At 46.3% G+C, this 15,808-nt stretch carries 13 protein-coding genes and 1 pseudogene; 9 read left to right on the top strand and 5 right to left on the bottom strand.

All coding sequences use genetic code 11. The features are described 5' to 3' along the window. The first annotated feature begins 31 nt into the window (after positions 1–31). From AC5JL3_RS35685 to AC5JL3_RS35670, 4 genes and pseudogenes are all read left to right on the top strand, one after another. A pseudogene (locus AC5JL3_RS35685) lies at positions 32–649 on the top strand (Uma2 family endonuclease). A gap of 221 nt (positions 650–870) precedes the next feature. Further along, positions 871–1,899: a type 2 isopentenyl-diphosphate Delta-isomerase gene (fni, locus tag AC5JL3_RS35680; RefSeq protein WP_496078959.1), complete on the top strand. Its 1,029-nt coding sequence runs from the start codon at positions 871–873 to the stop codon at positions 1,897–1,899. Positions 1,900–2,056: 157 nt separating this feature from the next. After that, a complete protein-coding gene (gene sppA, locus AC5JL3_RS35675) occupies positions 2,057–3,871 on the top strand; it encodes a signal peptide peptidase SppA (RefSeq protein WP_496078958.1) in 1,815 nt (604 codons plus the stop codon). A gap of 135 nt (positions 3,872–4,006) precedes the next feature. After that, complete coding sequence (locus AC5JL3_RS35670) at positions 4,007–4,249, top strand: hypothetical protein (RefSeq protein WP_192220899.1); 243 nt, start codon at positions 4,007–4,009, stop codon at positions 4,247–4,249. 225 nt (positions 4,250–4,474) lie between these two features. On the opposite strand, the gene ppsA is transcribed toward AC5JL3_RS35670, so the two are convergent. The 5 genes from ppsA to AC5JL3_RS35645 form a co-directional block, all read right to left on the bottom strand. Then, positions 4,475–6,913 (bottom strand): phosphoenolpyruvate synthase, encoded by a 2,439-nt coding sequence (gene ppsA / locus AC5JL3_RS35665; protein ID WP_496078957.1) that lies wholly within the window; start codon positions 6,911–6,913, stop codon positions 4,475–4,477. A 442-nt stretch (positions 6,914–7,355) separates the two neighbouring features. Then, complete coding sequence (locus AC5JL3_RS35660) at positions 7,356–9,086, bottom strand: protein kinase domain-containing protein (RefSeq protein WP_496078956.1); 1,731 nt, start codon at positions 9,084–9,086, stop codon at positions 7,356–7,358. Between the two features lie 116 nt (positions 9,087–9,202). Further along, entirely contained in the window at positions 9,203–9,742 is a 540-nt protein-coding gene (locus AC5JL3_RS35655) for a GIY-YIG nuclease family protein (protein ID WP_496078955.1), read from the bottom strand. An 18-nt stretch (positions 9,743–9,760) separates the two neighbouring features. Further along, positions 9,761–10,087 (bottom strand): hypothetical protein, encoded by a 327-nt coding sequence (locus AC5JL3_RS35650; RefSeq protein WP_496078954.1) that lies wholly within the window; start codon positions 10,085–10,087, stop codon positions 9,761–9,763. Between the two features lie 236 nt (positions 10,088–10,323). Then, positions 10,324–11,250, bottom strand: coding sequence for a Sll0314/Alr1548 family TPR repeat-containing protein (locus tag AC5JL3_RS35645; RefSeq protein ID WP_496078953.1), 927 nt, complete (start codon positions 11,248–11,250; stop codon positions 10,324–10,326). Between the two features lie 202 nt (positions 11,251–11,452). Between AC5JL3_RS35645 and AC5JL3_RS35640 the strand changes: the two genes are divergently transcribed. From AC5JL3_RS35640 to AC5JL3_RS35620, 5 genes are all read left to right on the top strand, one after another. Next, positions 11,453–11,650: a hypothetical protein gene (locus AC5JL3_RS35640; RefSeq protein ID WP_496078952.1), complete on the top strand. Its 198-nt coding sequence runs from the start codon at positions 11,453–11,455 to the stop codon at positions 11,648–11,650. Continuing rightward, positions 11,650–12,315, top strand: a complete 666-nt coding sequence (locus AC5JL3_RS35635; RefSeq protein WP_496078951.1) for an ABC transporter ATP-binding protein — start codon at positions 11,650–11,652, stop codon at positions 12,313–12,315. The genes AC5JL3_RS35640 and AC5JL3_RS35635 overlap by 1 nt, the downstream gene beginning before the upstream one ends. An 86-nt stretch (positions 12,316–12,401) precedes the next feature. Beyond that, the gene (locus tag AC5JL3_RS35630; protein WP_496078950.1) at positions 12,402–13,319 is read left to right on the top strand and encodes a histone deacetylase family protein; all 918 of its coding nucleotides are present in this window, start codon (positions 12,402–12,404) and stop codon (positions 13,317–13,319) included. 87 nt (positions 13,320–13,406) lie between these two features. Then, positions 13,407–14,558: a glutamate--cysteine ligase gene (gene gshA / locus AC5JL3_RS35625; RefSeq protein ID WP_496078949.1), complete on the top strand. Its 1,152-nt coding sequence runs from the start codon at positions 13,407–13,409 to the stop codon at positions 14,556–14,558. A gap of 259 nt (positions 14,559–14,817) precedes the next feature. Then, on the top strand, positions 14,818–15,279 hold the full coding sequence (locus tag AC5JL3_RS35620) for a tRNA (cytidine(34)-2'-O)-methyltransferase (protein WP_496078977.1): 462 nt from the start codon (positions 14,818–14,820) through the stop codon (positions 15,277–15,279). The last annotated feature ends 529 nt before the right edge of the window (positions 15,280–15,808 follow it).

The following is a 15,808-nucleotide window of genomic DNA, read 5'->3' as shown; positions in this document are numbered from 1 at the left end:
GATGACATGGTTTTCTAAAGGAGCTTTCGCCATGATTCAAGCCATACCCAAGACTTTAACCTTTGATGAATTCATTGCCTGGTATCCAGATAACTCATCAACACGCTACGAACTGCACGACGGAGTAATTTTTGAGGTGCCTAAACCAACGGGCTCGCACTCGGAGGTAGCCGGGTTTACATCCGGCGAACTGTTCCTAGAAATTCGGCGCTCTCGACTGCCTTACTTCATTCCCAAGGAATGTGTCGTCAAACCTGCACGAGAGTCGAGTTATGAACCAGATGTCATCGTCCTAGATAAGATTGGCGTTACTGACAACGAACCTCACTGGGAAAGGGAATCCATTATCATGCTGGGAACTTCCGTTCGTTTGGTTATAGAAGTCGTTTCAACAAATTGGAGCGATGATTATGCCCTAAAACTAGAGGACTACGAAGCGATGGGCATTCCTGAGTATTGGATTGTAGACTATCTATGATTAGGCGGTAGGCGCTACATCGGCAACCCAAAACGACCTACGCTTAGTGTCTACCAATTAGTCAAGGGTGAATACCAACTTAAGCAGTTTACGGAAGGTTCGCGCATCGAATCCCCAATATTCCCAGAACTGAACTTGACGGCACAACAAATCTTTAACGCTGGGCAGTAACCCAATGTATTGCCTTGCGCCTTCAGCTTTTATGTAACCCTTCTGCCTTTTCGCCTTCTACCTTGTTCGCCTTCTGCCTTCGTCAACATTTTGAGATGGGGAAGTAGGGATATAGAGAGGTAGACAAGTGTTGAGTTTTGAGAGGTGAGGGCGAGTGAGGCACAATCTCGATGGGACAATCAAAATTGTCAATCAACCGGCATAGAGTAAAGTTTGAAGATATGAGAGAGACCCAGACCCGGAAAGCAGACCATATACGGATTTGTCTGGATGAAGATGTGCAATTTCATGGCGTAACCAATGGACTGGAGGGCTACCGCTTCACCCATTGTTGTCTGCCAGAACTAAACCGCAGTGAGATTGATATAAGAACGAAGTTTTTGGGGAAATGGCTGGGAGTCCCGTTGCTGATTTCTTCGATGACAGGTGGAACAGAACAGGCAAAAACGATTAATTTTCGTTTAGCTGAAGTTGCCCAACATTACAAGCTAGCAATGGGTGTCGGTTCCCAGCGAGTAGCGGTGGAGAATCCGCAGGTGGCTGATACATTTGCTGTGCGATCGCACGCCCCAGATATTCTCTTATTTGCCAATCTTGGCGCGGTTCAGCTGAACTACAGTTATGGGCTGGCTGAGTGTCTACGTGTGATAGACCTTTTAGAAGCTGACGCTTTAATTTTGCACCTCAATCCCTTGCAAGAGTGCATTCAACCGAAAGGGGATACTAACTTTAAGGGATTAATTGACAAAATCAATATTCTGTGCAACAAAATCCCTGTACCAGTGATTGTTAAAGAAGTGGGAAATGGCATCTCTGCTGCCATGGCACAGAAGCTACTCGATGCGGGTGTCACAGCGATTGATGTCGCAGGTGCGGGTGGAACCTCTTGGGCAAAGGTGGAAAGTGAACGAGCCTTAAATATCCAGCAGCGGCGGTTGGGATTGACATTTGCTAACTGGGGCTTGCCAACAGCGGAGTGTATTACGAGTATCCGAGCGATCGCACCAGAAATTCCCTTAATTGCATCTGGAGGACTGCGTGATGGCTTAGATGTTGCCAAAGCGATCGCACTGGGAGCGGACATTGCGGGTTTAGCCTTGCCCTTCCTTCAAGCCGCCGCCGAATCAACCGATGCCGTTGAGTCCCTAGTACAGCTATTGAGTGCAGAAATTACCACCGTTCTCTTCTGCACGGGTAATGCTAATCTATCTCAACTCAAACACTCGAACGCCTTGCAAAAGTTAGCATAAAGATATTGAAAATGAGTGATTAATAATTCAGAAGTATGGTAAAGGAATGCATGAATTACAAATTTTGAATCTATAATGCCTATCCAGCCCTCTCACATTGAGTTTAGGCTACGCTAACACTCGCTCACCTCCTCACCCTCTCATCCCCTCACACCAAATGCGTCAATTCCTTAAGCAAACCTTTGCCAGCATGGTTGGCAGCCTTGCAGGTCTCATTTTGTTCTTTAGTTTAGGAACTGGTGGACTGATCTTTTTATTAATCGCCGCTGCCTCTAGAGACACAGGCCCACAAGTTAAGGATAAGTCAGTGCTGGTTTTTGATCAGTCGCTAAGCATTACTGATACTGATCCAACCTCAAGCACCAGCGAGGCGATTGGAGAGGCGCTATCGGGCGATAGTACAACATCTATTACCCTACGCACAGTTCTGGATACCTTAGAAAAGGCGCGTAAAGACGAGCGAATTGTTGCCGTCTACTTGGATGGGAGTAAAACCTCAACAGGTAGCGGCACTGGCTTGGCAACACTCAAGGAAGTCCGTGAAGCCTTGGAACGTTTTCGCAAATCTGGGAAAAAAATAATTGCCTACGATGTCGATCTAGGAGAAAAGGAATACTATCTGAGTTCTGTGGCAGATACAGTTATTCTCAATCCGATGGGGGTTATGGAAATCAATGGCTTTAGCTCTCAGCCACTCTTCTACACCGGGGCACTACAAAAATACGGTGTTGGTGTTCAGGTGATTCGGGTAGGAAAGTATAAGTCAGCCGTTGAACCGTTCGTTCTCAAAAAATTAAGTCTGGAAAATCGACAGCAGACTCAAAGCTTGTTGAACGATCTTTGGAGTGAATTTATCACGACAGTTAGCAAGAGTCGTAAAACCACGCCTCAACAGTTACAAGCAATTGCTGATACTCAAGGGGAGTTGATGGCAACACAGGCACGTCAACGAGGTTTGGTGGATCAGGTTGCCTACCTTGACCAAGTTGTGGCTGACCTCAAGAAGCTAACTGGCAGTGACGAGGACGATAAATCGTTTGAGCAGATTAACTTGGCGACCTACAGCAACGTTGAAAGTAATGACTCCAAGAAGAGCAGCGACAATAAAGTGGCATTAGTGTATGCCGACGGTGAAATTGTTGATGGTCAAGGGGGTGCCCAGCAAGTCGGTGGTGATAGCTTTGCTCGACAGTTGCGCCAGTTGCGTTTGGATGAGGATGTCAAGGCAGTGGTGCTGCGGATTAATAGCCCTGGTGGTAGCGCTACAGCCTCTGAGGTGATTCAGCGGGAAGTCCGTCTCACTCGCGAGAAGAAGCCAGTGATTGTCTCAATGGGCGATTATGCGGCTTCTGGAGGCTATTGGATTGCCACAGGAGCCAATCATATTTTTGCAGAACCGAGTACGATTACGGGTTCCATCGGCGTGTTTGGACTACAGTTTAATGTTCAAAAGCTAGCAAACGACAACGGCATCACTTGGGATGTTGTGAAAACGGGTCGTTATGCGGATAGTTCTACGGTTTCTCGTCCCAAGACACCTCAAGAATTAGCGATCGCACAACGTTCAGTTAACCAAATTTACTACCAGTTCCTCAACAAAGTCGCTGAATCTCGAAAACTTCCGGCACAAAGAGTGGCACAAATTGCTCAGGGGCGGGTTTGGTCAGGTCAAGATGCTAAGCAACTGGGGTTAGTCGATGACCTGGGCGGGATCGAGGATGCGATCAACTATGCGGCTAAACAAGCCAAACTGGGAAATAACTGGGAACTGCAAGAGTATCCAGAAGTTCGCAGCTTAGAAGAACGGATTTTGAAGACATTTACCGATGAGGCAAGCACCCAAAAGGCAGAACAAGCGAATCCCTTGACTGCCGAGTTTATGAAGCTACAAGCCGATTTAGCACTTCTCAAAATGATGAATGACCCTAGAGGTGTCTATGCCCGTCTGCCGTTCAATTGGCGAATTGAATAAGCGAAGCCGCAAGGCGAAATTTTGGCTAATCTTAAAACAACGATAAAGTTGGGTAGAAATACGGTTACATTTTGCCCAGAGATAGGTAAAGTAGATGAGAAGACACAGCCATTATTAGCTTTTTTGCATCCATCCATGGGTAGAAAAAATAACCGCTTCTTAATTCTGATCGCAACCTGTAGTATCACTGGCGTCATTCTTGGCGGTACTACAAGCTGGGCATCGACTAATCAATGCTTGGAAGCCAATAATTTAACGAGTGAGTGCTTGACCCAAGACCCCATTCACAAAACAGTCCACGGAATGAGCGTTGGCTTGCTAGCAGGAGCGGGTGCAGCAGTTGGTGCTGCCTTTCAGTTGAAGCGTCAAGGGGATTAGGGGGATTCCAGGCTAGTACCGCTACACGGAATTGACAAAAATCTTGTGGGATGGGCATCTTGCCCGTCCCGACGGGAGCAAGTTAAATGTGGAATAGCTTATCCAGTTAAAAAAGGTTAAAAAGCTTACTGTGCAAGCAATATTCCTTCTGCCCTGGAGCCTCCTAGCTTCTGCCTTCTTGGACTAAGGACTGGGCGAAGTTCCCTAATCCCCAGCCCCCAATCCCTAATCCCCAATTCCTTCAACGTCTGCCACCATCAAGAGTGTCTTTAGGACAGAATCAGGATTAAGGCTCATGGAGTCGATTCCCTGTTCTACTAAGAATTTCGCAAACTCAGGATAGTCACTTGGGCCTTGACCACAGATACCGATTTTACGACCTTTTTCCTTTGCAGTTGCGATCGCCATTTTCACCATCCGCTTCACACCTTCATTGCGCTCATCAAAAATATGAGCCACTAAAGCCGAATCACGGTCTAAACCTAAAGTTAGTTGTGTCAAATCATTAGAGCCAATCGAGAACCCGTCAAACACTTCAGCGAATTCATCAGCCAGGATGACATTACTCGGTAACTCACACATCACATAGACTTGTAAGCCGTTGACACCCCGCTTTAAACCATTTTTAGCCATTTCAGCCAGCACTTGACGCCCCTCATCCGGAGTCCGACAGAAGGGAATCATCGGGATGATATTAGTCAAGCCCATCTCTTCCCGCACCCGCTTGAGTGCAAGACATTCCAAGGCAAAGGCATCACGGTACTCTTCATCGTAGTAACGCGATGCTCCACGCCAGCCCAGCATGGGATTTTCTTCCTTCGGCTCAAACTGCTTGCCGCCTAGGAGGTTGGCGTATTCATTGGTCTTGAAGTCGGACATCCGGACAATCACTGGCTTAGGATAAAAAGCAGCAGCAATCATGCCAACGCCACGAGCCAGTTTATCGACAAAGAACTGAGGCTTGTCTTCATAAAGCACTGTCAGCTTACCAATCTTCGCCTTAACCTGTTCATCCTCCAGTTGGTGATAGTGAATCAATGCCAATGGGTGTACCTGGATGTAATTGGCGATGATAAACTCCAATCGCGCTAATCCTACACCATCACAGGGAATCGCTGACAACCCGAAGGCTTGTACGGGGTTGCCTACATTCATCAAAATTTGGGTACGAGTGCGAGGTAGGTTGTCTAAGGGAATTTCTTTCACCTCAAAGGGTAGTAGCCCAGAGTAAACTTTTCCTTCTTCCCCATCAGCGCAGGAAATCGTCACTGCTTGACCTGTATTCAACACATCTGTCGCATCACCACAGCCGACAATTGCAGGAATCCCCATCTCCCGTGCAATAATCGCGGCATGGCAAGTGCGTCCACCTTGGTTAGTAATAATCGCACTTGCTTTTTTCATAATCGGTTCCCAATCTGGGTCAGTTCTGTTGGTGACTAATACTTCCCCAGGCTGGAACAAATTGATTTGACTAACATCCAGAATGACACGGGCTTTCCCTTGACCAATTGCAGCCCCAACTGCTCGACCTGTAACTAAGACATCACTATATTGTTTAATTTCGTAGCTACGCAGGACGTTCTTCGTCTTCTGAGACTGCACAGTTTCTGGACGCGCCTGCACAACAAATAGTTCTCCGGTTAGCCCGTCTTTTGCCCACTCAATATCCATCGGAGTATAAGTGTTACGGACAGCAGAATAATGCTCCTCAATCAGCACCGTCCAGCGAGCGAGTTGCAGGATTTCATCATCCGTTAAACAATATTTCTCCTGTTCAGACTGCTGAACAGGAACATTTTTTGTTAGCTTTGAACCACTAAGGTCGTAGACCATTCGCAGTTCTTTTGTGCCCAATGATTTTTTCAAAATTGGGCGATAGCCGTCTTTCAAGGTTGGTTTGAAAACAAAGTATTCGTCAGGATTAACTGACCCTTGGACAACGTTTTCTCCTAAACCATAGGCGGCTGTAATTAGTGCAGCATTCTTAAAGCCACTTTCGGTATCAATTGAGAACATGACTCCGGAGGAAGCTAAATCAGAACGCACCATCTTCTGAACGCCGACGGAAATTGCGATACTAAAGTGGTCGAAGCCTCTTGCTTGCCGATAGGAAATTGCGCGAGCAGTAAATAAGGAAGCGTAGCATTTCTGGCAGGATTCTAGAACACTCTTAATTCCGTGAATATTTAAATAAGTTTCCTGTTGACCTGCAAAGCTTGCATCTGGCAAGTCTTCTGCGGTTGCTGAAGAACGAACAGCACAGTCTGTATCTTCACTATAGCGAGAACACATCCTTTGATAAGCTTCTATAATTGCGGCTTGAAGTTCAGTGGGAAAGGGTGTGCTGAGGATTAATAAACGAGCTTGTTTACCGCGTTTTTGGAGATTGCTAACATTATCAACATCCAAATCAGCAAATAGTTCGCGTAGCTTTTCTTCTAAGCCTGCTGCCTTAATGAAGTAACGATAGGCATAAGCTGTAGTTGCAAACCCTGTGGGAACTTTTACGCCCTTGGATGTTAGTTCTTGGATCATTTCACCAAGGGAGGCATTCTTACCACCTACCAGGGAAATATCGGAAATTCCTACTTCTTCAAACCAGAGAACCAGAGATTCCTCTTTGGTGACTTGGGAAGATTGCACCTGAATTGCTAGTACCATGAGTATTTCCTCTTACTCTTAATTTCAGTCTAGCCTTGCAAAATTTTTGAGAGTAGGAAAATGACTTATTTCTTCACGCACCCCTATTTTTAGGAAATAAATGGAAACAAAGCGCTCAATCTAGCGGCGTTCTTTCGCCAGTTGATTCATGTTGATACAATTCCTGTGTTTTTTCTCCTAATAAGAAAGCCCAGCGGGTGACGGCTGGGCTTCTTTCGTATGCTTCTTTCACAGGAACTGTTATGCAATCCTCACACTTTAAATTACTCGTCTCCAGAAGGACGGAGGTTTCCCTCTCTTCTTAGACATTCTTCTTTTAAGATAACGCAAATAGTTTTTTGCGTCTGTAATGATTCATTGGTCAGTGTTGCTCTTAGTAGACTTGTCCGAAAATTAACCTGAAACCCTTGTTCCTAGGCTAGATTTTAATTTCCGGACAGGTCTAGTGCAAATCCGCTTCCCAAACAGCAACGTAGATGCGATCGCTTTTATTACGTTCAATTACACCTTTTAAGCGATTGGTTCCACCCGTCTCAAACCGATAGCGATTGGATTGGCGTTCATAAACAGATTCGAGTCCTTGCTCAATGTCTCCTGTGACATTGCCACTAAGCATCTGATCCAGCGTTCCTGATATTGTCTGAAGCTGAACCTCTGGAGAAAAAGATGCCTCTGTTTGGCGAAGACGCCTGGAATCACGGTCAAACAAATATCCCAAGCTGACCTGACCAGGCACATACTCCTCATAAAGTACGGCACGGGTATTCGGCCACACACCTTTGGAGTTTTTGGTTGGACTACCTAACTCTTCTATCACAGCCCTCGATTGCGTGCCTGGGGCAAAACCAGGAACGTTCTTGGGTGGAGTTGAATTTGAGTTGTTGTTCTCTGTTTCGGGTGGAGGAACAGGAATAACTTGTGTCGGGAAGGATGCAGTAGGTGTCTGTGTTGGTGAAGGTGCTTGCGCTGATGGTTCAGAGGAGGATTCAGGCGGAATTGGCGACGGTGTGTTTTCAGGTGGTGGCGGGGGCGGTGTTGGGGATGGAGGTTGCTGTGCGGTGGGTTGTTCGGTTGTTGGATCAGAGGATGATGAGACTGGACTGGAGTTATTTGGCGATCGCGTTAATCCTACAGCTAATGCGATCGCACCCGCCAGCACTGCCCCAGCAATGGCCGCACCAAAAATTACACGCTTTTGCCCCCTGTTTTGTTGTATGACCGGACTTGTCCCTACAGGCAGCGTTTGTTGAGGGGCAGGATTTGTGATTGGTGGGGTTGAACGTGGCGCTTGGGGTAAACCTCCTGGTGCAACGGCTACTGTTGCCATCTCTGACGCGGCACCGTCTGAGTGTAAGGCATTGAGCATTTCTCTTGCTGTGGAAAAGCGATCGCGTGGCGTGAATCGAATCGCTCGATCAATTACCGTTGCCAGGTTAGAGTGGAGATTTGGAGCTAACGGGCGCCACAACAACTCACCTGTGCGATCGTCCGTCTGTAACTCTTGAGGCAATTTGCCCGTGAGCAAATAAACTGCCGTTAACCCTAAACTATATAAATCACTCGCATAAGTTGGGCGTCCTGCGGCTTGCTCACCAGACATAAATCCAGGCGTTCCAATCACCATTGATTCAGCCGAGTTAGCCGGATTATTCACCACTGTATTCATCGCTTCTTTGACTGCGCCAAAATCAATCAGCACTGGCAATCCGTCACGTTTGCGAATAATAATGTTATCCGGCTTGATATCGCGGTGAACCATCCGGCGGCTGTGAACAAAATCCAGCACGGGCAATAAACTCGCTAGTATCGCCTTCACCTCATTCTCATTCAGCCTTCCTGCCTGTTCTACCTTCTTCGTTAGGGTGTCGCCTTCGATCCATTCCTGCACTAAGTAGAACTGACCCGCTTCTGAGAAATACGCAAATAAGCGAGGAATCTGAGGATGTCCTTCTCCGAGTTCCTCCAAAACTGCCGCTTCCCGCTGAAATCGCTCTTTTACTACCTCGTAAGTTTTGGGATCATGCGTCACTGGCTTAAGCTGTTTAATCACACACCTCCGTCCCGAAGGCATATGAGTATCTTCGGCAAGAAAGGTGTTGCCAAACCCACCAGCCCCCAGTGTCTGGAGTACCCGATAGCGATTATTTAGTATATTTAATGGCGTTGGTGTCATAAGAGATAAAAGAAACGCTTTTTCTATAAATAAAAAGGGTGTTGCTGAACACCCAGTTATTGCCTGAATTTTACTCGTGTTGAAGGACTCTCAAATCTCCTAAAGGAAATAGGCTTCTACTTTAAGTCAAGCAATCCATTCTCCTTAAGCTTTGGGTTGAAGCGAATTTCGGTTTGCACGCCACGAGATTTCAAGGCTTCTAAAATTTGGGCTTCAACTCGTCGTGAAACTTGTTTTAGCAGCTTGATTTGCATCAATTCATCGCTTTTTTCATAGCCTACCTGCTCTTCATCGGTCATCGATAGCTTGGCATCAATAGGCTGATTCCACGCCGCTTCATCTGAGCTATTCCCCGGTGGTATTACTCGATTTTCTGTAATCCACGCCTCTCTAATAGTTTCTAATTGAGTGCGGTTAGGTTTATCAATCGTTTGGGCTTTTACCCAGTAGCAGGATTTTGGCTGACGTACTAGGTGTTGTTTGAGACTAAGGTAAATGTCACGCGAGTAGTTGACAAGTTGTAGTGTTTTATCTTGGTCAAAAATGGCATATATCCCAATTTTTCCTTGCAGCTCTTCAGGTAAATTTCCTGTATCATCAATATAGGAAATATAGTCAAGTTCGTTGAGAGAAAGAATTTGTGTTTCAGAAGTCATTGGTAATAAAGACAAACTTTATATAACTTTTCGGTAAATCGCACAGAGGCGACTTGGATTAAAGATTTTGGCTTTAAACATAAAGTTAGGAGGCACGTTAATGATGACGTAGTCCTCAGATTCGTGATATTGCTCAAATTCAGCGGGCATTCCCTTTGGCGTTGTTGTTGTGTAGGGAACTGGCTGAAACAGCAAATCGGTAAATTCAACCTTTTCGCACTGGGCTTGCTCGGCAACTTGAGTCAAAAAGGTTTCATTACTCAACAAACTCAATACATTATCTCTAGCTTCTGGATCAAGGACAAAACTACTATCAAAGTTATTAACAATTTTTAATCGAGCCATTTTTAGGGTAAGTGCTTAACAATATTGGCAACTTCGGAGATTATACCTGAGGCACTTACCGAGTTAAACGTAGAACCTATAATTAGTAACAGTTTGTATCCTAAATCGGGTTGGTAAGTAGTGAGCTAGCAAGTTCATTTGGTGACTGCCCTAAATGCAAACCTTCGTAGGGGCACACAGCTAGCTATGCACCCCTATCCAAAATTTAAGGCAGTATCAATGTCGGCAGCAGCTATTTATTTAGTGCCATCTCGAATTGCATCCCGCTCTGCGTCGCAATTGCGATTGGTATTGTTGATGCTAGTTTCGGCAACACACTGCTCGTAGGTAATTTGTGCTGTATAACGCCTTGGTAATTGAGCTTGTTTTTCCAGTGCTTTTTTGAAAAATTCTATAGCTTCTGGTTTCTTACCCTGCTTTACCAAAATTTGCGCCTTCAGGTACGACAACTCTGGGTTGTTTGGTGTCAACGCGATCGCACGATCTACATATTCCATTGCCTTGGGATACTGTTTCAAATCCCGATAGCCAATCGCAATCCCACGATAAGCCAAGTACGAAGGAGAACCATGCTTTTCTAACCGCTCAATTGCCTCAGCCGGGTCAGAAAATGGTAAATTCACAGCTAGCATCAAATCCATGTAGCCTGTAAGCAAGTTTAGCTCTGGGTCATTAGGGTCAATTTTTTTTGCTTCATCCAGATACTGAAAGACTTTTTGCAACTTGCCCAATGCTCCCACAGGACCATCCTTGTGGAAATTGTAAGCCCCTTCTAAAAAATGACCTGCTGCTGTGTAAAGGTTACCGCGCAGGGGGTCAGTCCCAATCAATTTCTCGCCAGTTTGTAGCGTTTTGGTTGCGTAGCGATTCAAGGTTTCCCAATCTTGACTGGTATAAGCCAGAGAGGCAAGCATGGCATAAGCCAGCGGTTCATTCGATTCAGTGGATTCCGCTTGACTCAGGTAACGCTGAGCTTGTGAGTAGTTTCCGTCCTTAAAGATGGCGTTAAAAGCGGCTTCTGTGTTATCACCGATATCACGACCATCATTGGGGCGAAAGGGGTCTCCGGCAAATGTGGGTGTGACCCACAAACCGAGTACCACAACCGCTGCACCAGCAAGGGCTTTGATTGTCCTGTTTGGGTTGGGAAACCAAGTCGTCATCGTTATCCTCACTAAAAATGATGCTTAATTAAAGGGTGACGTTGTGGTTGATTCGAGGTTCCAATTGACAAGAGTTTGAAGAATTCACGTTAAGTTTGTCAAAATTGAGAAGACCTAAGCAAGCTATGTTGACAGCCATCGAGTGAAATTGACCTTGGTCTGACAAGCGTGTTAAGCAACCTTGACATCAATAATTCTAGCGATGAGTCTTACAGCATTCTCTAACTTGCCGTTGTCGCCCTTTAGCGCGTTTCGTAACCGCTCTCCTGAAGGTTTGCGGCACAAGCTCTCAGCCGTGAGAACTCTCTGTGAGCCTGAACAAGCAAGGGCAACGCACGATGTGCCGCTCTACGCTAAATCCGCTTTGATTCCCAAAAATCCTTTCTTGTACCAATCTTGATGCTGTATCTCAAAGACCTAACTTACCATCCTCCTGCTAGCCCGATCGCAATTTTAAAATCTCTCAATCTAGAACTCGCACCGCAACAACTAGGACTAGTGATTGGTCCTAGCGGCTCTGGCAAAAGCACGTTATTAGAAATTTTGGCAGGATTAGCGGAGCAAACTAAAGGTGCTGTCTATTGGCGAGATCAGGAACTGACACCGGAACACCTGCAACAGTTAGGAGGATTGGTATTTCAATTCCCAGAGCGACATTTCTGTGGCAGCACGATTTTGGAAGAATTGCGGATGGGTCATCCGGAGTTGGGTTCCGAGAAGGTTCATGAAGCCTTGAGCGAAGTTGGACTTGCTGATATCTCACTATCCACTGCCCCCCATGCTTTAAGTGGTGGTCAACAACGCCGTCTTGCTCTGGCCGTCCAGTTGATTCGGCAACCGAATATGCTGATGTTGGATGAACCCACGGCTGGCTTAGATTGGTCAATGCGACGACAGCTAGTTAATCTGCTGGCGAAGCTCAAAACTCACTGGACACTCTTTGTCGTTACCCACGATGCTGGTGATCTCTTAAAAATTGCTGACCGTTGCTGGATGCTGAACCACGGAGAATTGCAAGCTGTTGACCCAGCGACGCTTGCGGCTAAAGAAGTTGTTAGTTGTTAGTTGTTAGTAGGGCGACTTTAAAAAGCTGACGGCTGATTGCTGACAGCTTGTATCTAGTGCGTCTGGGCTAGTTCACAATTTCAGATATGGACTTGCCAATCATTTACCATCCCGATTATGTTGCACCTCTCCCAGAGGGGCATCGCTTTCCCATGCCTAAATTTGGGAAACTCTACGAAATGCTTCTAAGCGATCGCGTTGCTACTCCAGAGCAATTCCATACGCCTAATCCTCCCCCTCAAGACTGGATTGAGCTGGTTCACACCCCAGACTATATCCAAGCCTACTGTGAAGGCACCCTGGACTCCAAAGCCCAACGACGCATCGGTTTACCCTGGAGTCCTGCTCTTGTCAATCGCACCTGTACTGCTGTAGGTGGTACTGTCCTCACTGCCCAACTCGCGCTGAAACACGGCTTAGCCTGCAATACAGCAGGTGGTACCCATCATGCTTTTCCTAGTTATGGGTCGGGTTTTTGTGTCTTTAATGATTTAGCGATCGCATCGCGTGTCCTCCAACACCTAGGGCTTGCTCAGAAAATCTTGATTCTTGACCTCGATGTTCATCAAGGAGACGGTACGGCTTTTATCTTCCAAGATGACAACAGTGTTTTTACTTTCTCAATGCACTGCGAAGTCAACTTCCCTAGTACTAAACAAAAAAGTGACTTAGATGTTCCCCTACCAATGGGAATGGATGATGAGGCATACCTGCAAACCCTGGCAAAGTATCTCCCTGATTTACTCTCTGACTTCCAGCCTGATTTAGTATTCTACGATGCTGGCGTTGACCCTCACGTTGGCGATCGCTTAGGTAAGCTAGCCCTCACAGATACAGGCATTTACTGCCGTGAGATGCAGGTATTGAGTACTTGTGTCGCCGCAGGCTATCCTGTAGCGGCTGTAATTGGTGGCGGCTATGCAGACGACCTTGATGGCTTGGTCTATCGGCACTCCATACTGCACCGCGCTGCCAGTGAGGTCTATCGCCAATACCATCTTTAGTGCCAAACTATTGAAAGAAGAATTAATTCGTCTTCCTTGATACATTAAATATCGAGAAGGTCGCTCTACCAAGCTCTAGGAGACACCGTGCTGCTATCCAAAGGTTTTGAAATTGAAATGTACACTGGCACCCCTCAAGGGGATGTTGTCGGTCTCTCCGATCAGATTGTCGCGTCCCTAGATGGTTTTGTGCGCGAACCTGATAACCGCAATGTGGAATATACCACAGCCCCGTTGTATGGCTATGACCGCTTATTGTGTGCCTTAGTACGCCCTCGGCAGCAACTGCGAGAGTATTTAAAACGCCTGGGAGACTATACCCTGATTCCTGGTAGCACGTTGTCATTAGGTGGAAGCGATCGCTTCCAACGTTCTGACCCCAACAATCCTTACCACACTTACATCGAGCAAACCTACGGCACCAAAGTCGTCACCGCTAGCGTCCACATCAATGTTGGAATTAGTGACCCAGAAATGTTGATGCGGGCTTGCCGTTTGGTCAGAGTAGAAGCACCTCTCTACCTTGCCCTAAGTGCGTCTTCCCCATTTCTAGATGGACAGCCGACAGGCTATCACTCCACCCGTTGGGGACTCTTTCCCAAAACACCAACCAATGTTCCCTTGTTTGAAAGCCACACGCACTTTATCAAGTGGACTGAGGAGCAACTTGCTGCCGGGACTATGCGAAATGTCCGTCACCTCTGGTCATCAGTTCGACCAAATGGCAATCACCGACCTTACGACCTCAATCGAGTGGAATTGAGAATTTGTGATTTAGTCGTAGACCCGATCGCGCTGTTGTCGATTATGGCGCTGCTAGAAGCCCGTCTTACTCAACTGCTTGATGATCCAAGCATTGATCCCTTGGAGTCTAGCACCTTACCTGCCTCCCAACGTGCGGCTGACTTGGTTGCTCTCACGGATGCTAATGAGTCTGCTGTTGCTCAACTGAGCCTAGATGCTGAACTACGTCATTGGCAAGATGGACGGAAAATCTTGGCGCGGGATTGGATTGAGGAAATTTATCCGGAGGCTTGGGCGGCTGCCAAGAAACACGGCTTCAGTTGCTTCCTCTCTCCTGTCAAAAAAATTCTTCGGCAAGGTAACACGGCTCAGCAGTGGCTAAAACTCTACGAGGAAGACCTTAGCGGTCGGAGTGTGATCGTACAAGCGATACAAGCTATGGCAGAGCAAGAACGGGAATTAGAAGATAAGTTGTGCCAACAGTTAGCGGCTTAGTTTTTAGCACAGCACCGTAAGTTCACAAATCAAAATATCTAATCAATTTTTTCTGACACCCTCATATTAATAAAATCTATATATCACCTCTGTATTTAGGTAGATATTCACATCGGCGGAGTGGAAGCTCAGGGAAGAGGGGAAGGCTTAAAGGGGAAAGGAGCGATTTACTTCTTGTCCCTTCTCGTTTCCCTTGGCGCTGCTGCCATTGCTCTGGTACAACAGAATGCAACTGAGTATTAACTATCTTAAGTCTGTCATGTTGAGGGTTGTCCTAGTTCATCCACAAATTCCGCCAAATACCGGGAATATTGCCCGAACCTGCGCGGCAACGGGTACTGAGTTGCATTTGGTGGGACCGCTGGGCTTTGAAATTAGCGATCGCTACCTAAAGCGAGCGGGGTTGGATTATTGGCCCTTTGTTAACCTTCACTCCCATGACTCACTGGATACGTTTAAAGCAGTTCACCAGCAGCAGGGCGGACGCTGGATTGCTTTCAGCACTGCGGGAGCATCTAGTTATGTTAAGTTCCAGTTCCAAACAAATGACTGGTTATTATTTGGCAGTGAAACCACGGGTTTAGCACCGAATGTCATAGAAGCTTGTGATGCTAGTGTTTACATCCCCATGTCTCAGCCAGGGGTTCGTAGTCTAAATCTGTCTGTAAGTGTTGCGGCTGGCTTATTTGAAGCACGGCGTCAGCTTGGCTATTTGGAATAATCTGGGTTCAAGAATGTGAGGAGGCAAATACTATAACGGTTTCCTGGAGAGATGAGGGGCAGCGGGAGGTGTGTGAAACAAAAGACAGAGCAAGGAAAACAAGACAGCTGATAGCTAATCGCTGACGGCTTTGGAGCTATATATCTCCACGTCCTAAAGTCTTCTTTTGCAGACGATGAATAATCAGTGTTTAATTCCTTAGCGATCACTTTCTCCTCATTCATTTGATGGAGTCTCGATCATCACTTTCAAGTGTTGTTCCGTAACGTTTGATGTTGCTTTACCTGCTGTTGATTCAACCCAGTTCATCCAACAGGATTCCTCACCTACATGACTTAATACTGTATCTACCTATACATACTAAGTGTATTTACTCTCAGCGTAGTTTATTGCAACTAATTAACTTTCAACATTTTGCTTTACCGCTTTGGTGCATTTACCTCTATGTGCAGAATTTTATGACACCTAATTCGGCTATGTACAATACGAAAATTATCAGGTAGTTATAAGAAATTTCTATAAAAAAGTC

This window comes from Symplocastrum torsivum, from assembly GCF_059505465.1.
Note: the sequence above shows the minus strand (reverse complement) of the source record. Positions and strands in the feature narration are given on the sequence as shown.